Raw genomic sequence first — 21594 nt, forward strand, 5'->3', positions numbered from 1 at the left:
CGCCCTCCAACCGGTCCGGGTGGAGGGCGCTCGGCCGCGTGACGTGGCGCTTCGGCTCGAGCCGGGTTCAGCGCGGGTCGGGCGGGCCCTCGCCCTTGCCGACGAAGGGGATGCCCTCGATCGGACATTCCTCGGTGCCGACGCTGGAGCGGGTGATGGCGCGCACCGCGTCGCGGGTGCCGTCGGGGTCCTCGATCCAGCGGCGGTAGAAGTCGTAGGGGCATTCCGACATCCCGTGCCGGTTCTCCTTCGAGTTGATCATGCCGGTGTAGCCGCGGTGCAGCAGCTTGAAGAGGTGATTCTCCGACTGGCCGTGGGCGCGGAAATCGCGGATCAGGAACTTCGAGAGCGCGGCGTACTGGATGCCCATCTCCTCCTCGCCGCACTCGCCGAGCGTGCGGCCGTCGAAGCCGATGATCGCCGAGTGGCCGAAATAGCTGTAGACGCCGTCGAACCCGGCGGCGTTGGCGACTGCCACGTAGGTATTGTTGGCAAACGCCATCGCCTTCGAGATCAGAACCTGCTGTTCCTTGGCCGGATACATGTAGCCCTGGCAACGGATGATGAGTTCGGCGCCGCGCATCGCGCAGTCGCGCCAGATCTCGGGATAGTTGCCGTCGTCGCAGATGATGAGGCTGATCTTGAGGCCCTTCGGGCCGTCCGAGACGTAGGTGCGGTCGCCGGGATACCAGCCCTCGATCGGGGTCCAGGGCATGATCTTGCGGTACTTCTGCACGATCTCGCCCTGGTCGTTCATCAGGATGAGCGTGTTGTAGGGGGCTTTGCGCGGATGCTCCTCGTGGCGCTCGCCGGTGAGCGAGAACACGCCCCAGACCTTGGCCTTGCGGCAAGCGTCGGCGAAGATGTCGGTCTCCGCACCGGGGATGGAGGAGGCGGTCTCGTACATCTCGCCCGCGTCGTACATGATGCCGTGGGTCGAGTATTCGGGGAAGATCACGAGATCGAGGCCCGGCAGACCGGCCTTCATCCCGATGATCATGTCGCCGATCTTCTTGGCGTTTTCCAACACCTCGGCCTTCGTGTGCAGCCGGGGCATCTTGTAGTTCACGACGGCGACGCCGACGCTGTCCTGACTCGACGAGATATCACCGTGCATCATGGCGGTGTTTCCTCCGGTTGGTGTGAGGGGAGGGGCCCGTCGCGCGAGCCCCCTTTCTTGGCTCGGAAAAAGGGCTAGCCCGGAGCGAGGCCGAGCAAGGTGCCGAGCGGGACGACGAGGGTGGCGCCGGCGTAGAAGCCGTCCTTGGCGCGCCGCGCGGTGAAGGGGTTCCAGAACGAGTTCGGGTTGACCACGTACTGGACCACCGGCTCGATGATCACGCCCGCGCCGACGTCGAAGTGTGCGTTGGCCTCGAACACGAACTTGTCGCGCGAGTACGGGGCGCCCGAGCCGCCCGAGATGAAGTTCGCGTCAGACAGGAACTGCGTGTAGTTCTCCGACAAACGCTGCCAGTTCATCTTCAGGCCGTAGCTGTCGTTGGGCCGGCTCTGGTCGGGCGCGTCGAGGCGTACGCCGACGAACGAGTTGAAGCGGATCGGCACCGTCGGGTCGAAGGAATAGCCCGTGCCGGTATAGAGCGAAATCGCGGTCGGGTGCGGGTTGGCGACAAGGCCGCCATCGGCGCGCCAGACCGTCTGCGTGCCGGTGAGCACGATGCCGGACGTGCCCGATTTCTGCAGCACCGGGGCGCCGGGGTTCAGGCCCTTCGAGGTGCCGAACACCGTCTTGAAGTTGTCGTCGTGATCCGCCGTGTTGAAGAAGCCGGTGAGCGAGGCGCGGCCGGGATAGGCGGTCATGGTGTAGTCGGTCTTGGTGCCGATCTCGGTCATCACCAGCGCGCCCGAGAGCCGCTCGTAGCCGAAATCGTAGCCCGACAGTGCGTTGGTGCCGGGGTTCACCGAGAAGGCGCCGGCCTGGACGTAGCTGGTGGGCGAGAGCTGGTAGGCGGCGTTCGCGCCCCAGACCGCGTAGAGCGGCGAGGTGAAGCCGGCGTTGATGTAGAACAGGTCCTGGAAGCAGGAATTGATCGAGTTGCACGGCGGCAGGCCGTAGTAACGATCGGGGTGGGTGCGGCCGACTTCGATGACGAGGCGGTCATCAAGCAGCTTCTGCTGATAGGTGAGCAGCGAGAGGCGGTTGTTGTTGGGGTTGAACGGTGGCTGGTAGCCGACCGTGGTGTCGCCGATATCGGCGGCCATGTTGAGGTTGCGGACGTTGCCGAAGAAGGTCTGCGTGAACTTGATGGTGCCGCCACTGATGTTGGCGATGCGCTGCATGTCGGCGGTCATGGAGAGGACGAAGTAAGTCGAGTTCGACTGCTCTCCGGTGCGCAGGCCGGCCGAAGGGTTGGCTTGGTAGAAGTTGTAGATGTTGATGTCGAAGGTGAGCCCGCGCTCGGCCATGTGGGTGGCCCAGGGCGCCAGCGGGCCGACGCGGACGGGATCGCTGGGTTTCTCGGCGATGCGCGGATCGGTGCGCGGCTGGGTCTGATCGTTGAACTGACCCACCGGCGAGGGTTGCTGCGCGGAGACGCCGGTCGCCGTGGTCAGGCTTGCCGCCAGCAGGGCTCCGGCCGTTCCGATTCTCACGCCGCGGCGGCGTCTGGCCCGTGTCTGTGTCATTCGCTCAAGCATCGTCAGTCCCCAACCCGTCCTCTGCGCCGGCCTGCCCACAGGGTTCGTCCCGCTTGTCGTGTCGCGGCCGGCGGCTCCCTCGCGGAGCTGTTCTTCGGTTCGATCCATCCTTCCGGATGTGGAGCGACGGGCACACCGGGCGCCCGCCGCCGAGACGGCCGTTCGATCAGTGGCTGATCATCCAGGGCCGCGCGTTCGGGAAGCTCTTGGCCGCCGCGGGTGCGGCGGACGTCTTCTTCGGCGAGCAGCAGCCGCAACCGGCCCCATGGGCACCGGAGCGCCGCGGCTCGTGGCGGCTGCGCTCGTTGGTGGCGTGGGCCGCCTTGAGGCCGGCATCCATGCCGGAGATCCGCGGGGCGGTGAGGAAGGCGCGCTGGCATTCCCCGCCGCAATCCGGGCAGTCATGCGGGTCCTTGAACTGCGCCATCGGGCGCAGCACCGTGAACGGACCACAACTCTCGCAGGCGTAATCGTAGACCGGCATCTCAAGCACTCTCAGGCAAAGTGTGTGCGGTTTGCCGCCCGGAGAGGGCGGCAAACCAAGAGATTCAGAGATCCGGCGAGAGCGGCATCTGGATCGAGCCGTCGAGGAACTTCGTCGGCCCGGCCTCGGACGGGTTGATGTCGAAGTCGAAGATGCCGGTCGGAATCCAAAGCGTGGCGCAGGCGTTCGGGATATCGACAACGCCGGAGATGTGGCCCTGGACCGGGGCGGTGCCGAGGATCGAGTAGGCCTGGGCGCCCGAGTAGCCGAACTTCTTCAGGTACTCGATCGCGTTGAGGCAGGCTTGGCGGTAGGCGACCGTGACGTCGAGGTAATGCTGCTTGCCGTACTCGTCGACCGAGACGCCCTCGAAGATCAGGTGATCGTCGTATTTCGGGGTGATCGGCGACGGCTTGAAGATCGGGTTCTTGATCCCGTACTTGGCCATACCGTCCTTGATCAGGCTGACCTTGAGGTGGACCCAGCCCGCCATCTCGATGGCGCCGCAGAAGGTGATCTCGCCGTCGCCCTGGCTGAAATGCAGGTCGCCCATCGAGAGGCCGGCGCCCGGCACGTAGACGGGGAAGTAGATCTTCGAGCCGCGCGACAGATCCTTGATGTCGCAATTGCCGCCATGCTCGCGTCCCGGCACCGTGCGCGCGCCCGTCGCCGCGGCGTTGTCCTTGGCGTCACCCTTCAGCCGGCCCATATGCGCGGTCGGCCCGAAGGGGAGGGTGGCCAGCGCCGGCACCCGGCTCGGGTTGGTGTCGTAAAGCGCCTTTTCGCGGGTGTTCCAGGTCTCCAGCATCTTCGGATCGGGCAGGCAGCCGATCAGGCCGGGATGGATCAGGCCGGGGAAGCGCACGCCGGGCACGTGGCGCGACTTGGTGAACATGCCCTCGAAATCCCAGATCGACTTCTGCGCCTGGGGGAAGTGCTCGTCGAGAAAGCCGCCGCCGTTGTTCTTCGAGAAGAAGCCGTTGAAGCCCCACTGGCTCTCGGGCTTGGCGCCGATATCGAGCAGATCGACCACGAGCAGGTCGCCGGGCTCGGCACCCTCGACGCCGATCGGGCCGGACAGGAAGTGCACGATCGACAGGTCGATGTCGCGCACGTCGTCGGCGGAATCGTTGTTCTTGATGAAGCCGCCGGTCCAGTCATAGGTCTCGACGATGAAGTCGTCGCCGGGCTTCACGGTCGCGACCATCGGAATGTCCGGGTGCCAGCGGTTGTGCACCATGTCGTTGTCGTAGGCCGACTGCGTGAGATCGACCTTGATCAGGGTCTCGGGCATTTCCTTTACTCCTTTACTGTCCGGATTTTTGGCAGCCGTCCCCGTTGCGTGTCCGGTGCTGGTCCGGCCGCCCCCGTGGATCGTTGTTGTCGTTCTTCGTTCATCCGGCGCGGGTCGGCGCCGGATCGGTTCGGGCGGGTCGCCGGGGCGCCCCGCTGGTGGCTCAGCTGGCGAGCAGCTCCTTCAGCGCCGCATCCAGCACCTTGATGTCTTCGGGCGAGGTGCCGGGGCCGCCGGCGAAGTGGCCCCAATAGGTCTCGACCGTGCGCAGCTCCGCGTTCGGCATGTGCTCGACCTCGATGGCGCTGTCTTCGGGTGGGAAATACAGGTCGGTCGAGGCGGGCATCACGAAGGCTTTGGCCTTGATCGCGCCGAGCGCCTTCTTGAGATCACCGCCGTAGAGATTGTTGGCGGAGATGTCGCCGTTCTGCCAAGTCCAGAGCATGGCCAGCAGGTTGTTGGCGTCCTTTTCGAGCAGCCAGCCTTCCCAGAAGCCGACGAGGAAGTCTTCGAGCGAGGCGTAGCCCATCTGCTTCAGGTCGGCCTCGACCCGGTAGAAGGTCTGCGAGAAGCCCCATCCGGCATAGACCCGGGCGGCGGCGCGCAGGCCCTTCTGCGGCTGTTCGGCATAGAACCCATCGGCAAAGGCGGCATCCGCCTGGAGCGCCGCCTTGACGCCCTCCAGGAAGACGAAGTTGTGCCGCGAGCACTTGGCCGAGCCCTGGAACGGCAGGATGCGCTCGACCATGTCAGGAAAGATCGCGCCCCAGTGGAAGGTCTGGAGTGCGCCCATCGACCAGCCGGTGACGAGCTTGATCCGCTCGATGCCGAAGACCTCCGTCACCAGCCGGTGCTGCTGCACCACGTTGTCGTAGGCCGTAACCTTGGGAAAGCGCGGCCCGTTGAAGGGTGCCGGCGTGTTGCTCGGCGAGGACGACAACCCGTTGCCGAACATGTTCGGCACGATGATGAAGTACCGGTCCGGATCGAGCGCCTTGCCCGGCCCGATCAGCCACTCGTTCTCGAGATGCGTGCCGGAATACCAGCAGGGATAGACGATGACGTTGTCCTTCGCGGCGTTGAGCGTGCCGTAGGTCTTGTAGGCGAGCCGCGCCCCACGGATCGTCTGCTTCGACTGCAGGACGACGTCGCCGAGCTCGAAAATCTCGTAATCGGCCATCGAGAAGATCCTCAGACCGAGAGGAAGCGGGCGACCTGCGCCTCGTCGATGTCGGCACGCAGACTCTCGTGGACGATCGAGCCGTTCTCGATCACGAGAACCCGGTCGGCCACGTCCATGGCAAAGCTCAGCACTTGCTCCGAGACGACGATCGACAGACCGCGCTCGTCGCGAATCTTCTTCAGCGTACGCCCCATTTCGCGAATAATCGAGGGTTGAATACCCTCGGTCGGCTCGTCGAGAAGCAGAACCTTCGGCTTGCTGGCAAGCGCCCGGGCGATGGCGAGCTGCTGCTGCTGGCCGCCCGACAGGTTGCCGCCGCGCCGGCCCTTCATCTCCAGCAGCACCGGGAACATCGTGTAGAGGTCCTGCGGCACCTTGCGCGAGCCGGTGACGGTGAGGCCCGTCTCGATGTTCTCCTGCACCGTCATGGTCGAGAAGATCATCCGGCCCTGCGGCACGTAGGCCAGCCCCTTGGCCACGCGGGCATGGCTCTTCAGGCTGGTGACGTCGGTGCCGTCCACGGTGATCGTGCCGGATTTCGTCGGCACGATGCCCATCAGCGTCTTCATGAGCGTCGACTTGCCCATGCCGTTGCGGCCCATCACGGCGACGATCTCGCCCGGCGCGACGTCGAGGTCGATGCCGTGGAGCACCTCGCTCTGGCCGTAGGCCGAGTGGAGGTCGGAGATCGACAGCATGGCTTGGGTGCCGGGCACGACCGGCGGCACGAGCGGGGAGGGAGAAGTCTGGAGCATGATCCGTTCGCCCTCAGTGGCCGAGATAGACTTCGATGACCTTCGGGTCGTTCTTGACCCGCTCCATCGACCCTTCGGAGAGCACCTTGCCCTGGTGGAGCACGGTGACGCGGTGGGCGATGTCCTCGACGAACTTCATGTCGTGCTCGATGACGAGCACCGAGCGGCCCTTGATGATCTGGTTCAAGAGTTCGGCGGTCTTGATCCGCTCGCCGACGCTCATGCCGGCGACCGGCTCGTCGAGCATCAGCAGCTCCGGGTCCTGGATCAGCAGCATGCCGATCTCCAGCCACTGCTTCTGACCGTGACTCAGGAACTCGGCCCGCTCGTCGAGCTGGTCCTTCAGGAAGATGGTCTGGGCGATCTCGTGGATGCGGTCGCGCACCTCGGCGTCGCGCTTGAAGGTCAGCGCCCCGAACACCGAGCGGCCGCGGGGGAACGAGATCTCGAGATTCTCGAACACCGTCAGGTCGTCGTAGATCGAGGGCGTCTGGAACTTGCGCCCGACGCCGGCCTGGACGATCGCGCTCTCGGAGAGCTTGGTCAGCTCCTGGCCCTTGTACTTGATCGAGCCGGCGCTGGCCTTGGTCCGCCCGCAGATCAGGTCGAGCACCGTGGTCTTGCCGGCGCCGTTGGGGCCGATGATGACCCGGATCTCGTCGGGATCGACGTAGAACGACACGTCGTTGACCGCCTTGAACCCGTCGAAGGAGACGGTGAGCGCCTCGACCGCCAGCAGGAAGTCCTTCTCGTCGGCGGGGGTACCGATGGGGGCGGATGAAGGAAGGATGGCCGCGTTCATGGGTTTCGTCCTCACTCGGCCGGGGTGCCGTGGGGCAGGGCGGGGCCGGCGACGGGGGCCAGACCCTTGGCCTTGCGGAACAGGCGGGGTTCGATGTGCTCGCGCCAGATGCCGGCGAGACCGTTGGGGAAGATCAGCACCACGGCGATGAACAGGCCGCCGAGGCCGAACAGCCAGAGGTCGGGGAAGGATTCGGAGAAGCTCGTCTTGGCCCAGTTGACCAGCAGCGTCCCCCAGACCGCGCCGAAGAGCGAGAGGCGCCCGCCGACCGCGGTGTAGATCACCATCTCGACCGAGGGCACGATGCCGACGAAGGAGGGCGACATGAACCCGACCTGGAGGGTGAACATCGCCCCGCCGATCGCGGCGAAGGCGGCCGCGAGGCAGTAGGCGAACACCTTGAAGCCCGCCACCGAGTAGCCCGAGAACCGGACCCGGTCCTCCTTCTCGCGCATGGCGACGAGGATGCGCCCGAGCTTCGACTTCTTCACGTACTGCGCCATCAGGATGCAGCCGATCAGCAGGCCGCCATTGACGAAGTAGAGGACGAACTTCGCGCTATCCTGGCGGATGTCCCAGCCGTGGAGGGTGCGCAGATCGGTGATGCCGTTGATGCCGCCGGTGTAGCCCTGCTGGCCGACGATCAGGATCGTCAGGATCGCGGCGATGGCCTGGGTGATGATGGCGAAGTAGGTGCCGCCGACACGGCGCTTGAACATCGCCACCGAGATGAGGAAGGCGAAGGCCACCGGCACCGCGACGACGAGGAGCAGCGTCAGCGGCAGGCTCTGGAACGGGTGCCAGAACCACGGAAGCTCCGTGATCTGGTTCCAGTCCATGAAGTCGGGAATGCCCGGCGTCGACTGGATTTTCGTATTTTCGACGCTCGAAGCCTCCAGCTTCAAGTACATCGCCATGCAGTAGCCGCCGAGGCCGAAGAACACGCCCTGGCCGAGCGAGAGGATGCCGGCATAGCCCCAGCAGATGACGAGGCCGAGGGCGACGAAGGCGTAGGTGAGGTACTTGCCGACGAGGTTGAGGCGGAAGCCGTCGAGCACGAGCGGCAGGACCACCAGGATCACGCCGGCCAGCAGCGCGAGGCTGACCCACTCGACCGGCTTCATGAAGGGGTTGTCGTTGACGGTGACCGCCTTCGACAGGGACTGCATGGGACTTGTCTTCGGGTTCGTCATCGGGGCGCGCTCCTCAGCGACGGACCTTGAGGGTGAACAGGCCCTGCGGCCGCAGCATCAGGATTCCCACCACCGCGAGCAGGGTGAGCACCTTGGCCATCGAGCCGGAGAGGAAGAATTCGAGGGTGGATTGGGTCTGCGAGATCGAGAAGGCCGAGGCGATGGTGCCGAGCAGGCTCGCCGCGCCGCCGAAGACCACGATCAGGAAGGTATCGACGATGTAGAGCTGGCCCGAGGTCGGCCCGGTGGAGCCGATCATCGTGAAGGCCGAGCCGGCAATGCCGGCGATGCCGCAGCCGAGGCCGAAGGTGGTGCGATCGACCTTCTCGGTATCGATGCCGACGGCACCCGCCATCGGGCGATTGCTCATCACCGCGCGGATCTGCGCACCGAAGCGCGAGCGGTACATCAGCACCGCGACGCCCACGGTGATGACGGCGGTGACCGCGATCACGAACAGGCCGTTGATCTGCACCTCGATGGAATCGGTGACGGGGATCGAGCCCATCATCCAAGAGGGCAGTTCGACACCGACCTCGCGCGGGCCGAAGATCGTGCGGTAGGCCTGCTGCAGGATCAGCGAGAGGCCCCAGGTCGCGAGCAGCGTGTCGAGCGGGCGCTTGTAGAGGTGGCGGATCAGCGCCCATTCCACCAGCATCCCCATCGCCCCGGACGCCAGGAAGGCCAGCGCCATGGCGACGAAGAAATACGCGCCGAACAGCGAGGGCAGGTAGGTCTGGAAGAAGGTCGAGCAGAGATAGGTGACGTAGGCGCCCAGGATCATGAACTCGCCGTGGGCCATGTTGATGACGCCCATCTGGCCGAAGATGATCGCCAGACCCAACGCCATCAGCACGTAGACGGAAAACAGGATCAGACCTGCAAAGCCCTGCATCACGAAGATCGAGCTGAGGTCTGCGAGCGAATAGTCGCCGAACATGGCTTGTGACTCCGGCGGAATTTTCTGGGAGAGCGCAGCAAGTGTCGGGCCACGCCCGTCATATCGCGGGTGTCCCCTCCCGCGAGGGAGGGGACCGGAGCGTCCGCGACTACTGGTAGCCCTTCGGGAAGGGGTTCGGCTCGATCAGCTCGGGGCTCTCGTAGACCACCTCGAACTGGCCGCTCGGCAGGGCCTTGGCGACGCGGGTCTTCGACCAGAGGTGATGGTTCGGGTGAACCTTCACGTAGCCTTCCGGCGCCTCCTTGAACTCGATGTCGGCGGACGCCGCGGCGACCTTGTCGACATCGAAGGAGCCGGCCTTCTCCACCGCCATCTTCCACAGGAACGGGCCGAGATAGGCGGCCTGGGTCACGTCGCCGATGACGGTCTTGTCGCCCCACATCTTCTTGAAGGCGGCGACGAACTTCTCGTTGTTCGGGTTCTTCAGCGACTGGAAGTACTTCATGCAGGAATAGGCGCCGGCGATGTTGTCGCCGCCGATGCCGTCGATCTCGTCCTCGGTGACCGAGATCGTCAGCAGGGTCTGCTTGTTGAGGTCGATGCCCGCCGCCTTGAGCTGCTTGTAGAAGGCGACGTTCGAGCCGCCGACCACGTCGGCAAAGATCACGTCCGGCTTCTTGAGCTTGATCTTGTTGATGACCGAGTTGAACTGCGTGTGGCCGAGGGGGAAGTATTCCTCGCCGGCGACCGTGCCCTTGAGCACGTTCTCGATGTGCTTGCGGGCGATCTTGTTCGAGGTGCGCGGCCAGATGTAATCGGAGCCGACCATGAAGAACGACTTGGCGCCCTTCTCCTTGGCGACCCAGTCGAGCGAGGCGAGGATCTGCTGCGTCGCCTCCTGGCCGGTGTAGATCACGTTCTTGGATTGCTCCAAGCCCTCATAGAAGGTCGGGTAGTAGAGCAGGCCGTTATACTGCTCGAAGACCGGCAGGGCGGCTTTGCGCGAGGCGGAGGTCCAGCAACCCATCACCGCGGCGCAATGGTCGTTGACGAGAAGCTTCTTGGCCTTCTCGGCAAAGGTCGGCCAGTCGGAGGCGCCGTCCTCCTGGATCACCTTGATCTTGCGGCCGAGCACGCCGCCCATCTCGTTGATCTGGGCAATCGCGAGCTTCTCGGCCTGGATCGAGCCGGTCTCGGAGATCGCCATCGTGCCGGTGGCCGAGTGCAGGATGCCGACCGTGACTTCCGTGTCGGTCACCGCGAGCCCGGTCGTGTTGACGGCCGAGGTCGGCGCGGCGGCGAACGCCATCCGCGGCATCATCGCCAGCGCGGGAAGCCCCGCGAGACCCATGAGAAGCTTGCGCCGCAGGGCCGAGTCCAGGCCCTTCTTGTCGTCCGCCATCGTGCCTCAACCCCTGTATCTCGTCTCGGCACGGCTCTGCCGGTCGGCGGCCGTGCTCGAACGAGGGGAAGGCTAGGCTTGATGATGCGGCGCACCCATACGCTGTTTTGCGTATGTCCGCCCGGCAGAGCGGACCGTAGCGTACCGCTCTCGATTCCGTGAGCAGCGGGCGTTAGGGATGTCCGTGCCCCGCCGTGACGGACAGTTGGACAGGCTCTTGGCCGGCACGTCCGTTGCAAGCCGGTGATCCGCCCATCGTGAGGACGGCCCCCTGAGCGCCCGGTCCATCATCCCGATCCGTCGGGACTACAACCGCCTCGTCGCCGACGAGACGCTGGAAGACTATGCCCTGCGCTTCACCGCCAAGAAAGCGCGGCGCTGGTCGTCCTTCCGCATCGCGCAGACGGCGCTCGGCTCGCTCTCATTCCTGGCGCTGGAAGCCATCGGCGGCACGCTGGTGCTCGCCACGGGCTTCACCAACACCTTCGCCGCCGTGCTCGTCGTCGGGCTCATCATCTTCGCCACCGCCGCGCCGATCACCATCTACGCCGCGCGCTACGGGGTCGATATCGACCTGCTCACCCGCGGAGCGGGCTTCGGCTATCTCGGCTCGACGATCACCTCGCTGATCTATGCCGGCTTCACCTTCCTGTTCTTCGCCATCGAAGCGGCGATCATGGCGCTGGCGCTGCAGCTCTGCTTCGGCCTGCCGCTGTGGATCGGCTATATCGTCAGTGCGGGGGCGGTGATCCCGCTCGTGATCTACGGCATCCGCCTCATCAGCCGGTTCCAGCTCTGGACGCAGCCGCTCTGGATCGGCCTCAACCTGCTGCCGCTCCTCTGCATCTGGCTCTCGGGGCCGGTGCCGTTCGAAGCCTTCACCGGCTATCCTGGCCTGGAAGCCGCGGGCGCGGGCTTCGACCTGCGCCTGTTCGGGCTCGCCTCCGGCATCCTGCTGGCGCTGCTGGCCCAGGTCGGCGAGCAGGTCGACTTCTTGCGGTTCATGCCACCGCCTCAGGGGAGGGGCGATTGGCGCTGGTGGGTCGGGGTGCTCTCGGCGGGCGCCGGCTGGATCGTGCCCGGCATGTTCAAGATCCTGCTCGGCGCCTTCCTCACGGTGCTGGCGCTCGGCCATGGCGTCTCGCCGGAGCGCGCCGCCGAGCCGACGCAGATGTACGCGGTCGCCTTCGGCTACGTCTCGGGCTCGCCCGGCGTCGCGCTGGCGCTGACCGGCCTGTTCGTGGTGATCTCGCAGCTCAAGATCAACGTGACCAACGCCTATGCCGGCTCGATCGCGTGGTCGAACTTCTTCTCGCGCCTCACGCATAGCCATCCGGGCCGGGTGGTTTGGCTCGTGTTCAACGTCGCCATCGCGCTGCTGCTGATGGAACTCGGCATTGACAAGACCATCGAGAGCACGCTGCCGCTCTATGCCTGCGTGGTCTCGGCCTGGGTCGGAGCGCTCGCCGCGGATCTCGCCGTCAACAAGCCGCTCGAGCTGTCGCCGCCGGGCATCGAGTTCAAGCGCGCGCATCTCTATGCCATCAACCCCGTGGGCACCGGGGCGATGGTGCTCTCGCTGCTCGCCGGCTGCCTGATCCATGCCGGCCTGTTCGGCGACGCGCTCCAGCCCTTCGCGCCGATGCTGGCGCTCGCCACCGCCTTCGCCGCCGCACCCGCCATCGCCCTGGCGACCGGAGGCAAGCGCTACCTCGCCCGCGACCCGCAGACCGCCTGGGATCGGACGGAGATCACCTGCCGGGTCTGCGAGCACCCGTTCGAAGCCGAGGACATGGCCCAGTGCCCGGCCTATTCGGGGCCGATCTGCTCGCTGTGCTGCTCGCTCGATGCCCGCTGCGGCGACCTGTGCAAGCCGCACGGACGGTTGGAGGTGCAGGCGCACGACGCGCTCGCCCGCGTGCTGCCCGCCCGCACCGCCGCCTGGATCGGCGCGCCGCTCGGCCGCTACATCGCGCTGATGCTGACCCTGATCACGGTGATCGGGCTGATCCTCGTCATCGTCCATGCGGGGGCTGCCGCCGCGCATCCGGAGCACGCGGAAACCTTGCGCGCGGCGCTCACCAGCCTGTTCTTCATCCTGATCGTGATTCTCGGCGTGGTGGCATGGCTGTTCGTGCTGGCTCAGGAGAGCCGCCGCGTCGCGCAGGAGGAGACCGCGCGCCAGACCGCCCTCTACGAGGCCGAGATCGCCGCCCACAAGATTACCGACGCCAAGCTGCAGCAGGCCAAGGAGACGGCGGAGGCCGCCAACCTCGCCAAGAGCCGCTACGTCGTCGGCATCAGCCACGAATTGCGCACGCCGCTCAACGCCGTGCTCGGCTACGCACAGTTGCTGGAGGGCGACCCGAGCATCCCCGAGCCCCGCCGCAACGGTATCCGGGTGATCCGCCGCAGCGCCCAGCATCTCTCGGGCCTGATCGACGGCCTGCTCGACATCTCGCGGATGGAGGCAGGCCGGCTCCAGACCCACCGCAACGAGATCCGGCTCGCCGATTTCCTCGCCCAGATCGTCGACATGGTGCGGCTTCAGGCTGAGGGTGCGGGCTTGACCTTCCGCTTCACCCGGCCCGAGATCCTGCCGGCGGTGGTGGCGACCGACGAGAAACGCCTGCGCCAGATCCTGCTCAACCTGCTGTCCAACGCGATCAAGTTCACGCCCGAGGGCGAGGTCGCGCTGGAGATGACCTATCGCGGGCAGGTCGCCGTCTTCACGATCCGCGACACCGGGCTCGGCATTCCGGAGGCCGATCTCGGCCGGATCTTCGAGCCGTTCGAGCGCGGCTCGATGCCCGCCGCCCGCGCGGCGCCCGGCACCGGGCTCGGACTGACCATCGCGCATCTGCTGTCGCAGGTGATGGGCGGCGAGATCACCGTCGAGAGCCGGGTCGGGGAGGGCACCTGCTTCCGGGTGCGGCTGATGCTGGCCTCGGTGAACCGCCCGGCGCCCGCGGCGATGCCGGCCCCCGCGGCGGTGGTGCGGCCCGCCTTGTCCGAGCCGGGGCGCCTCGTTCTCGTCGCCGACGACGATCCCGCCCACCGCGCGCTGATGCGCGAGATCCTTGAACCCCTCGGCTTCACGGTCGCCGAGGCACCGGATGGCCCGGCCTGCCTCGCTTTGGCGAAGGCGCGCGAGCCGGCGCTGGTTCTGCTCGACATCGCCATGCCGGGCATGAGCGGCTGGGAGGTGGCGCGAACGCTGCGCGAGACCGGCTTCACCGCCCGGATCGCGATGATGTCGGCCAACGTCCACGAGATCAGTCCGAGCCGCGGAGCGGATGCGCCGCATGACGACATCATCGCCAAGCCGTTCGACATGCAGGATCTTTTAGAGAGGATCACCGGGCTTCTGGGGACCGCCCGCCCGCTGCCTGACCCCGGCCCGGAAACCCGCCCGATCGTGCGGCCCGAGCGTCCGGCCGAAGCGATGAAGGGAGAAGCGGCGCGCGGCGGAACCGTGCCGGCCGAGCACGTCGCCGCGCTGCTGCGCCTCGGCCGCATCGGCCATGTGCGCGGCATCGAGGCCAAGCTCACCGAGTTGGAGACCGACGCCGCCGTGCCGCCCGCCTTCATCGCGCAGATGCGCGGGCTGGTGACGGCCTACGACATGCGCCGCTATGTCGGCGTTCTGGAGGGGTTGGCCCGCGATGCCTGACACGCGGCGCGACATCGTCCTCGTCGTCGATGATTCTCCCGATACGCTCAGCTTCCTCACCGAGGCGATCGAGCGCTCCGGCGCCACGGTGCTCGTGGCGGTCGGCGGCGACCTCGCCCTCGACCTCGTGGAGGAGATCACCCCCGACATCATCCTGCTCGACGCGGTGATGCCGGGCATGGACGGATTCGAGACCTGCCGCCGGCTCAAGGCCAAGGGCCATCTCGCCCACGTGCCCGTCATCTTCATGACCGGGCTGTCGGAGACCGAGCACATCGTGAAAGGCCTGGGCGCGGGCGGGACCGACTACGTCACCAAGCCCATCGCCCCCGACGAGATCCTGGCGCGCATCCGCGTCCATCTCGCGAGCGCCCGGGCCGCGCAGAGCGCCCGGGCCGCGCTCGACACCGCCGGGCGGACCTTGTTCGCGGTCGATGCCGCGGGCGCGGTCCTGTGGTGCACGCCTCAGGCCGCGCAGGTGCTCGCCGCGCTCGGAGCCAGCGAGCCCCTGAGTCTTCCCCCGAGCGGGCGCGACTGGCTGGCCAAGTGCCTCGCCGGCACCGCCGCACCCCTCACGCTCACCGATGCGCAGGGGCGCATCCATACCTTGAGCTTCATCGGCCGCACCGGGCCGGAGATCCTGCTGCGCCTCTCCGGCGATCCCGCCGCCGCCGGGCTGGAACGGCTGCGCGAGCGCCTGCCGATCACAGGCCGCGAGGCGGAGGTGTTGCTCTGGCTTTCCCGCGGCAAGTCGAGCCGCGACATCGGCGAGATCTTGGGATTGAGCCCCCGCACGGTGACGAAGCACCTGGAAGGCATCTACGCCAAGCTCGGCGTCGAGAACCGTACCGCCGCCTCGGCGGTCGCGGCGCGGCATCTGCGCGATCTGGATTGATCGGCCAAAGCACGCGCGTCATCGCGCGGTGAAGCCGAAGCGATCCAGAGCTCGTCCTGCGAGAGTGTCGTTCCCTTGTTCGAAAACCGGCCCATGCGGCCTCCCAGGCTGCGAGGCGAGGCGGCAGGCCTCGCTCGATGCCTGGTCAACCGCCCCGCCGAGGCTGGTTCTGGTGCCCCGGCGGGGCCCGAACACGACCTCTCGAGGCGAAAAACCGGCCAAACGGCCCATCTAATCCGCAAGTGGGCCGGGCCTGCGACTTGAGGCGGCGGATGCAGGGGTGTAGGGCGCAGGCGTCATGCCTTCGCCGCATTCCAGGGGAAAGCAGGCCGCCGTCTCGTTCGGGTAGAAATCGTGCCGCGCCCGAGGCTGCCTCTGCCGATCCGGCGCACCGCCAGGAAGGCCGCGCCTCGGACCGATCGGCCGGGCCTGCGGCCATCCCACGAGGCCGCGGCGGACCGAGTGAGCACCGCGTCACGTATCTACGCGCCATCCGTTGAAGGGGTCATAACGCCGATGTTCCTTGCCAAGTTCTCCATGGCCAAGCCTTCCGCGCGCCCACTGCGCGTGGCCGCGATCCTCGCCATGGCAGGCCTGGGCGCCGGCCTGGGCGGAACCGCGTTCGCGCAGAAGAAGCCGGCCGCTCCGACCCCGGCCCCGGCCCCCGCGCAGGCCCAGCCGGCCGCGCCGGCCCAGCAGCAGGGTCAGGCTGCCGGCCCGCAGCTCATCAATGTGAAGTCCGAGCCGAGCCAGGCCGACTGGACCAAGGTCTGCGGCAAGGATCAGGGTTCGGGCACCGACGTCTGCTACACCACCCGCGACTTCGTGTCGGATAACGGCCAGCCGGTGCTCGCCGTCGCGGTCTACGACATGAAGAACGCCGCGACGAAGCAAGAGGTGAAGGTCGTCCGTTTCCTTCTGCCGCTCGGCCTGATGCTGGCACCCGGCATGCGCTTCGATGTCGACGGCAAGGAAGTGACCGGCGGCAAGTTCGCGGTCTGCTTCCCCAACGGCTGCTTCGCCGAGGCCGGCGGCGTCTCGAACGAGCTGATGACCGGCTTCAAGAAGGGCACGACGCTCAACGTCCGGGTCCAGAACCAGACCCAGCGCGAGGTCGTGTTCGCGGTGCCGCTCACCGGCTTCGGCAAGGCCTTCGACGGCCCGGCCATCGATCCGAAGGTGCTTGAGGAGCAGCAGAAGAAGCTCCAGGCCGAGATGGAGAAGCGCAGCGAAGACATGCGCAAGAAGCTGGAGCAGCAGGGTTCGGCCGGCGCCGCCCCGGCTCCCGCAGCCCCGGCCGCCAGCGCCGCGCCGAAGTAAGCCGCGCCGTTCCACGAACTTCGACAAGGAAAGCCCCGCCGTGTTCGCCACGGCGGGGCTTTCTCGTTCCCGGAGCGGTCAGCGCGGAACGCCCGGCCGCCTCAAGCGAAGAGCGAAACGCAACCACGAGGGCCGTCGTGCGTTCGGCATGTCCCAGATCAGCCGGGCGGCAACAGTCAACCGCCAAGTCGTCGTTAAGGATGTTTCGCCGAGCGGCCTCTGGGATAGCGGGAGCAATGGTGACGAAACGCACCGCGCAATCCCACTGCACAAGGTTAGGGGTTATTTAACGATCACGGCGGCCGCGAAGGAGCCGCAACGGAGTTCAGGCAATGAGCCAGCGCATCGACGACATCAAGTTCATGGCGACCATGACCTTCGTCACCCTATTCGGCACCTGCCTCACGGCGCTGGTGGGCTAAGCCTCAGCCACTCCAGGCGCCGTCCGATCCGGAGGCTCCCTTCATAGCCCGGATCCGTTAAGAAGCCGCTTCCATCTCTCCCCTCGCGGGGATGTCGCCGGGACCAAGCCCGGCCGGAAGCGTGAACCGTGCGACACATCCACGTCATCGGCATCGGAACCGGCAACCCGGAGCACCTGACGATCCAGGGCCTCCAGGCGTTGAAGGCGACCGATGCGGTCTTCGCCCTCGACAAGGGGGACGCCAAAGCCGGCCTGATCGGCGTGCGCCGGCAGATCTGCGACCGCTACATTGAAGGGCGGCCCTACCGCTTCGTCGAGGCTGCCGATCCCGAGCGCGACCGCCGCCCTGCGGATTACGGCGTGGCGGTGGACGATTGGCACGCGGCCCGCGCAGCCCTCTACGAGGATCTCATCGCCGAGCATTTGCGCGAGGACGAGCGGGGGGCCTTCCTCGTCTGGGGCGACCCGTCCCTCTACGACAGCACCCTACGCATCCTGGAGCGCGTGCTCGCCCGCGGCCGCGTCGGCTTCACCTACGACGTGATCCCCGGCATCACCAGCGTGCAGGCGCTCGCGGCCGCCCACCGCATCCCGCTCCACCGCATCGGCGAACCGGTGCGGATCACCACCGGCCGGCGGCTCCGCGACGGCGTGGGCGAGGAGCCCGGCGCCACCGTAGTGATGCTCGATGGTGACCCGCGCTTCGAGGGGCTCGACCCCGATCTGACGATCCACTGGGGCGCCTATCTCGGCACGCCGGACGAGTTGCTCGTCGCTGGCCGGCTCGGTGACGTGGCCGAGGAAATCCGCCGGGTGCGCGCCGAGGCCCGCGCCCGCCACGGCTGGATCATGGACATCTATCTGCTGCTCAAACCCACTCCCTGACGCCGCCGACGCTCCGCCCTCGCCCTGCGACATAGTGTCGAGGCGGGGAAGCCCCTGCCGCAAACGATGCGGCTCGAAACTGATTTCTTCCCGCCCTCCCATCCCCGGCGACAAGGGTCGCCTCCGGTCGCTTTTTCGCCCTGGCAAAGGCCTTGCGTCGCCGCTCTCGCGATGGACACTTCTCGGGTCGAACGAGAACCCGAACCATCCTGTGGGGGCGAATGATGGCGGCTGGCTCGCGGCGGGCCGTGCGCGGTGTTGCTTGCGTCTCGGTCGGGCTGGCCGGCGCCCTGATGGCGGGGATCCTGCTCTCCGGCTCGGGCCGGACGACCAGCCCGCGCGGGGCGATCGATCCGGTCGGCGGCGGGCTCACGACCCGCACCGATCTCCGTGCGGCCGCACCGGAAGCGCCCGCGACCCGCATCGTCCTCGGGCCCGGTGAGCACGACATACGCCTGTCGGGAGAGCTGACCGAGGGGGCGGCCGAGCGGCTCGCGGGGCTGCTCGAGGCCCACCGCGCGGTCGAGCGCATCCATCTCACCAGCGAGGGCGGCTTGGTCGATGAGGGCGCGGCGATCGGCGCACTGATCGCGGAGCACGGCCTCGTCACCTACGTGCCGGATTACTGCGTCTCCGCCTGCACCCTGGCCTTCGTGCGCGGGCGCGAGCGGCTGGTCCTGGCGGAGGCCCGGCTCGGCTTCCACGCGCCCTACGAAACTGGTCCGCTCGGCGTCGAGATCGCCGCCGACAGCGCGCCCGAACGCGCCGCCTACCTCGCGGCGGGAATCAGCGCCGATTTCGTCGATGCCGCCCTCCAAGTCCGGCCGGACGACCTGATGATCCCCGACACCGACACCCTGGTGAGGGCCGGCGTCGCCACCGGCCGGGTCGATGCCTACCGCTTTCCCGATTCCACCCTCGACGACGGTGCCGAGCCGGAGCGGGCCCGCACCGTGATCCTGCGTGACGTGCCGCTGTTGGACGCGATGGAGGCCGACGCACCGGGGACGATCGCGCCGATCGCCGCGTGGTATCTCGACGGCTATCGCCGGGGCCGCTCGGAGGGGGACGCCGTCGACGGTGTCCGCCGCATGGCGGCGCAGGCCGTGGCGCGAAGCCTCGCCGAAGCCGACCCGGCTGCCTTGACCGATCTCGGCCGGATGATCCTTCACACGATGCAGCGTCCGAGCCCGGAGCGAAGGCGCATCTGCGCGTCGGCCGAGGACGGGGTGGGTGCCGTGCTGACGCGGTCACGCCTCGGCGCGGCACAGCTCGCCGAGGGACGGGCGATCCTATCGCGGGCGCTCGGGTTGAGGGCGACGGAGGCGGCGCCCCAGCCCCTCCGGGAGGCCTCGACGGGGCAGGCCGCCATCGCCGTGGCGACGGTGACGGCCTCACCAAAGCCGGCGCGCGGGCGCGGCTGCGCGGCCCTGCGAAAGGCCTTCGCGACCGCCCTGGCCCGCCCCAACCCTGAGGCGGCGCAGGCCTTGCGCCCGCTGCTCTTCCCCCCGTCGCCGGCACGTACGCGCCCCGCGCTCGAAGCCTCCGCGCAACCGCGATAAATCCGGGCTGCCGCGCCCGTCAGTGCACCTGCCGTCGGGTGCCGTGGAGATGACGGGCGAGTTCGTGGCCGACCTCGACGGCGACCTCGTCGACGAGGCGGGCCAGGGGCGGATTGCGCAGGCCCGCGACCAATCCCTTCATCGCCGCGGCATGGTCGGCAAGGCGGTTGGCTTGCCGCTGAGCTTGGTGGACCTCCGAATCGACCGGCCGGCGCCCTTCGGTCAGGTCGAAGGCGAGCCCCTGGGTCGTGAGTGCCCCCGTTTCGGGATCGCGCCCGCTTCGCCCCATCAGGCGCAGCCAGCGCGGGCCGTCGGGGCCGGGCCGCGTGCGGAACTCGGCCTCGAAAGGTCGTCCGTCTTCCCCCGCCGCCCGCAGCACGCTTTCCAGCCGGACCGCGTCCTCGGCCTCCAAAGCCGCCAGCGCCAGCGTCAGAGGTGCCCCGGCCGCCGAGGCCGCCGGTACGGCCAGGAGGCGCGCCAGGACCGGGGACAGAGCGAGTCGGTTGGAATCAGGGTCATGGGCCCAGGCCCCAATGCAGGCGGAGCCGGCGAAGGCGGAGGGAAGGTCAGGTTGAAAAGCCGTCATCTCAAGGCACCGGCATCGCTTCTGCAGGCATGTCGGACCGCAGCCTGGACGCTCAGCGAGCATCCAGGATCGACCCGACGAAAGCGGTTTCCTCGGCCAAACCGGCCGCAAATCGAAATCTCAGGTAAACTTTCTGCCGTCAAACTTGCCTTAGGTTACGATAGCGGAATGCAACCGTCCTCGTAAAGCGCTCAACCGGCGCAACGGCGAAAACTCAACCTCAAGTCAACAGAGCACGGATGAGGGCCGGCATCGGCCTTAACGGGCGGTTAACTATGTTAGGCGAAATCCGGGGTCTGGGCGGCCCCGGGATCACAGGACCGGCAGCCCGACGAAACCGAGAGCGGTGGGGTGGCCGGCATGAAAGCAATCACGTTCGTCACGCAGAAGGGAGGCAGCGGCAAGAGCACCCTGTGCATCTCGCTCGCGGTCGCCGCACAGGAAGCCGGGCACGCGGTCTGCATCCTGGAGATGGACCGGCAGGCCACGATCACCGACTGGCTCGATCACCGCACCGCCGACGGCCCCGAAGTGGCCCAGATCGACGCCACGCAGATCGACCTCGTGATGGAGCGGCTGGCGGAATCGTCCTACGACTACGTGTTCATCGATACCCCCGGCATCGATTCCAACGGGACGCTCTCGGCGATTCGCGCGGCGGATCTGTGCATCATCCCCTGCCGGCCGACCCCCGCCGACCTGCGCGCCTTCAAGCCGACGCTCGCCGCCGTCTACCGCCTGGAAAAGAAGTTCGCCTTCGTCCTGAACCAGACCCCGCCACGCTCCTACCGCATCCGCGATGCCGCCGACGGGCTCGCGGTGCTCGGCATCCTGCCCGACGTCAACATCGTGGCGCGCAACGACCATCAGGACGCCATCGGCGTCGGCCAGGGCGTCACCGAATTCAATCCGAAGGGTCAGGCCGCGGGCGAAGTCCGCCGGCTGTGGAGCTGGATCGAGCGCCGCATGCAGGCGACGGGGCAGCGGACCCGCAAGGGAGCGGCCGCAGAGACGGCCAAGGACACGAGAAAGCATGTCAAGGCGGCCTAAGCTCGACCTCGCCTCGATCGTCGCCTCCGCCGGCCCGGCCGGCGGGCCGCGCAAAGGCGGCGCCCGATCGGCTGCGAAGGCGAACAGCCCGGCGGGCGCGGAAATCGTCAGGCTCGATCTGGCGGCCTCGGCGCCTCCGGCACGGGCCGGGACCCTCAAGGAGCGCGCCAAGCAGATGTCGGTCTATCTGGAGCCCCCGGTCTACGACCAGCTCCGGGACTTGGCCTATGCCGAGCGCACCAAGATGCACGCCCTGATGCTCGAAGCCCTCGACCTTCTGTTCAAGCAGCGCGGCGCCCGCTCGATCGAGCAGGTGCTGGGCGAGAACCCGCGCTGAGAGACGTGAGCCCGCCCTTCGCTTCACGGGGCCCCCGTCATGACGCGCGGCGCAGGTTCCTCTCGAGTCCTCGAGACTGTCTGCGCACACAACGCCTCGGCTCTCCCACGGCCTGAGCGCCCGTTCAGCCTTCCTTTACCGCGTCCGGACGATCCTCTGGGGACGGCCGGACGTGTGTTCCGGCTCGGCGTAG

18 protein-coding genes are annotated in these 21594 nt (G+C 67.5%); 7 read left to right on the forward strand and 11 right to left on the reverse strand.

Annotated elements, in window-relative coordinates; all coding sequences use genetic code 11:
• Nucleotides 1-67: 67 nt before the first annotated feature.
• The 10 genes from OVA30_RS13010 to urtA form a co-directional block, all read right to left on the reverse strand.
• Nucleotides 68-1120: an aliphatic amidase gene (locus OVA30_RS13010; protein WP_004446579.1), complete on the reverse strand. Its 1053-nt coding sequence runs from the start codon at nucleotides 1118-1120 to the stop codon at nucleotides 68-70.
• 74 nt (nucleotides 1121-1194) lie between these two features.
• Nucleotides 1195-2655, reverse strand: coding sequence for a carbohydrate porin (locus tag OVA30_RS13015; RefSeq protein ID WP_015951734.1), 1461 nt, complete (start codon nucleotides 2653-2655; stop codon nucleotides 1195-1197).
• Between the two features lie 166 nt (nucleotides 2656-2821).
• The gene (locus tag OVA30_RS13020; protein WP_004446576.1) at nucleotides 2822-3139 is read right to left on the reverse strand and encodes an FmdB family zinc ribbon protein; all 318 of its coding nucleotides are present in this window, start codon (nucleotides 3137-3139) and stop codon (nucleotides 2822-2824) included.
• A gap of 64 nt (nucleotides 3140-3203) precedes the next feature.
• Nucleotides 3204-4433: a formamidase gene (gene fmdA / locus OVA30_RS13025; RefSeq protein ID WP_004446573.1), complete on the reverse strand. Its 1230-nt coding sequence runs from the start codon at nucleotides 4431-4433 to the stop codon at nucleotides 3204-3206.
• 163 nt (nucleotides 4434-4596) lie between these two features.
• Nucleotides 4597-5613: an alpha/beta fold hydrolase gene (locus OVA30_RS13030; RefSeq protein WP_268175670.1), complete on the reverse strand. Its 1017-nt coding sequence runs from the start codon at nucleotides 5611-5613 to the stop codon at nucleotides 4597-4599.
• A gap of 11 nt (nucleotides 5614-5624) precedes the next feature.
• Nucleotides 5625-6314 (reverse strand): urea ABC transporter ATP-binding subunit UrtE, encoded by a 690-nt coding sequence (gene urtE / locus OVA30_RS13035; protein WP_041929281.1) that lies wholly within the window; start codon nucleotides 6312-6314, stop codon nucleotides 5625-5627.
• A gap of 70 nt (nucleotides 6315-6384) precedes the next feature.
• The gene (gene urtD / locus OVA30_RS13040; protein ID WP_004446567.1) at nucleotides 6385-7173 is read right to left on the reverse strand and encodes an urea ABC transporter ATP-binding protein UrtD; all 789 of its coding nucleotides are present in this window, start codon (nucleotides 7171-7173) and stop codon (nucleotides 6385-6387) included.
• An 11-nt stretch (nucleotides 7174-7184) separates the two neighbouring features.
• On the reverse strand, nucleotides 7185-8366 hold the full coding sequence (gene urtC, locus OVA30_RS13045; RefSeq protein ID WP_056113791.1) for an urea ABC transporter permease subunit UrtC: 1182 nt from the start codon (nucleotides 8364-8366) through the stop codon (nucleotides 7185-7187).
• A gap of 13 nt (nucleotides 8367-8379) precedes the next feature.
• Nucleotides 8380-9306 carry an urea ABC transporter permease subunit UrtB gene (gene urtB / locus OVA30_RS13050; protein ID WP_003599194.1) on the reverse strand — a complete coding sequence of 309 codons (927 nt, stop codon included), beginning with the start codon at nucleotides 9304-9306 and terminating at the stop codon, nucleotides 8380-8382.
• Between the two features lie 109 nt (nucleotides 9307-9415).
• Nucleotides 9416-10669 (reverse strand): urea ABC transporter substrate-binding protein, encoded by a 1254-nt coding sequence (gene urtA, locus OVA30_RS13055; protein WP_012254636.1) that lies wholly within the window; start codon nucleotides 10667-10669, stop codon nucleotides 9416-9418.
• 457 nt (nucleotides 10670-11126) lie between these two features.
• Here urtA and OVA30_RS13060 point away from each other — a divergent pair, with 457 nt between their 5' ends.
• From OVA30_RS13060 to OVA30_RS13080, 5 genes are all read left to right on the forward strand, one after another.
• The gene (locus tag OVA30_RS13060) at nucleotides 11127-14342 is read left to right on the forward strand and encodes a hybrid sensor histidine kinase/response regulator (protein WP_268175671.1); all 3216 of its coding nucleotides are present in this window, start codon (nucleotides 11127-11129) and stop codon (nucleotides 14340-14342) included.
• Nucleotides 14335-15237: a response regulator transcription factor gene (locus OVA30_RS13065; RefSeq protein ID WP_056498318.1), complete on the forward strand. Its 903-nt coding sequence runs from the start codon at nucleotides 14335-14337 to the stop codon at nucleotides 15235-15237. The genes OVA30_RS13060 and OVA30_RS13065 overlap by 8 nt, the downstream gene beginning before the upstream one ends.
• Nucleotides 15238-15753: 516 nt before the next feature.
• The gene (locus OVA30_RS13070; RefSeq protein WP_012753311.1) at nucleotides 15754-16557 is read left to right on the forward strand and encodes an invasion associated locus B family protein; all 804 of its coding nucleotides are present in this window, start codon (nucleotides 15754-15756) and stop codon (nucleotides 16555-16557) included.
• Nucleotides 16558-17107: 550 nt separating this feature from the next.
• Entirely contained in the window at nucleotides 17108-17866 is a 759-nt protein-coding gene (gene cobF, locus OVA30_RS13075) for a precorrin-6A synthase (deacetylating) (RefSeq protein ID WP_268175672.1), read from the forward strand.
• 248 nt (nucleotides 17867-18114) lie between these two features.
• On the forward strand, nucleotides 18115-19428 hold the full coding sequence (locus tag OVA30_RS13080; RefSeq protein ID WP_268175673.1) for a hypothetical protein: 1314 nt from the start codon (nucleotides 18115-18117) through the stop codon (nucleotides 19426-19428).
• Nucleotides 19429-19447: 19 nt separating this feature from the next.
• Here OVA30_RS13080 and OVA30_RS13085 read toward each other — a convergent pair whose 3' ends face one another.
• Nucleotides 19448-20014, reverse strand: coding sequence for a hypothetical protein (locus OVA30_RS13085; RefSeq protein WP_003607088.1), 567 nt, complete (start codon nucleotides 20012-20014; stop codon nucleotides 19448-19450).
• A gap of 360 nt (nucleotides 20015-20374) precedes the next feature.
• On the opposite strand from OVA30_RS13085, the gene OVA30_RS13090 reads away from it, so the two are divergent.
• Nucleotides 20375-21064 (forward strand): ParA family protein, encoded by a 690-nt coding sequence (locus tag OVA30_RS13090; RefSeq protein WP_003607087.1) that lies wholly within the window; start codon nucleotides 20375-20377, stop codon nucleotides 21062-21064.
• Nucleotides 21048-21401 carry a ribbon-helix-helix domain-containing protein gene (locus tag OVA30_RS13095; RefSeq protein WP_003607086.1) on the forward strand — a complete coding sequence of 118 codons (354 nt, stop codon included), beginning with the start codon at nucleotides 21048-21050 and terminating at the stop codon, nucleotides 21399-21401. The genes OVA30_RS13090 and OVA30_RS13095 overlap by 17 nt, the downstream gene beginning before the upstream one ends.
• Nucleotides 21402-21594 lie beyond the last annotated feature (193 nt).

It is taken from the genome of Methylorubrum sp. SL192 (assembly GCF_026672325.1).
GTDB classification, from domain to species: domain Bacteria; phylum Pseudomonadota; class Alphaproteobacteria; order Rhizobiales; family Beijerinckiaceae; genus Methylobacterium; species Methylobacterium extorquens.

Excerpts from the sequence above, each read along its gene's own strand:
- OVA30_RS13010 (WP_004446579.1), bottom strand. The coding sequence starts at position 1,120 with ATGATGCACGGTGATATCTCGTCGAGTCAGGACAGCGTCGGCGTCGCC.
- OVA30_RS13015 (WP_015951734.1), bottom strand. The coding sequence starts at position 2,655 with ATGCTTGAGCGAATGACACAGACACGGGCCAGACGCCGCCGCGGCGTG.
- OVA30_RS13020 (WP_004446576.1), bottom strand. The coding sequence starts at position 3,139 with ATGCCGGTCTACGATTACGCCTGCGAGAGTTGTGGTCCGTTCACGGTG.
- fmdA (WP_004446573.1), bottom strand. The coding sequence starts at position 4,433 with ATGCCCGAGACCCTGATCAAGGTCGATCTCACGCAGTCGGCCTACGAC.
- OVA30_RS13030 (WP_268175670.1), bottom strand. The coding sequence starts at position 5,613 with ATGGCCGATTACGAGATTTTCGAGCTCGGCGACGTCGTCCTGCAGTCG.
- urtE (WP_041929281.1), bottom strand. The coding sequence starts at position 6,314 with ATGCTGTCGATCTCCGACCTCCACTCGGCCTACGGCCAGAGCGAGGTG.
- urtD (WP_004446567.1), bottom strand. The coding sequence starts at position 7,173 with ATGAACGCGGCCATCCTTCCTTCATCCGCCCCCATCGGTACCCCCGCC.
- urtC (WP_056113791.1), bottom strand. The coding sequence starts at position 8,366 with ATGACGAACCCGAAGACAAGTCCCATGCAGTCCCTGTCGAAGGCGGTC.
- urtB (WP_003599194.1), bottom strand. The coding sequence starts at position 9,306 with ATGTTCGGCGACTATTCGCTCGCAGACCTCAGCTCGATCTTCGTGATG.
- urtA (WP_012254636.1), bottom strand. The coding sequence starts at position 10,669 with ATGGCGGACGACAAGAAGGGCCTGGACTCGGCCCTGCGGCGCAAGCTT.
- OVA30_RS13065 (WP_056498318.1), top strand. The coding sequence starts at position 14,335 with ATGCCTGACACGCGGCGCGACATCGTCCTCGTCGTCGATGATTCTCCC.
- OVA30_RS13070 (WP_012753311.1), top strand. The coding sequence starts at position 15,754 with ATGTTCCTTGCCAAGTTCTCCATGGCCAAGCCTTCCGCGCGCCCACTG.
- OVA30_RS13085 (WP_003607088.1), bottom strand. The coding sequence starts at position 20,014 with ATGACGGCTTTTCAACCTGACCTTCCCTCCGCCTTCGCCGGCTCCGCC.
- OVA30_RS13090 (WP_003607087.1), top strand. The coding sequence starts at position 20,375 with ATGAAAGCAATCACGTTCGTCACGCAGAAGGGAGGCAGCGGCAAGAGC.
- OVA30_RS13095 (WP_003607086.1), top strand. The coding sequence starts at position 21,048 with ATGTCAAGGCGGCCTAAGCTCGACCTCGCCTCGATCGTCGCCTCCGCC.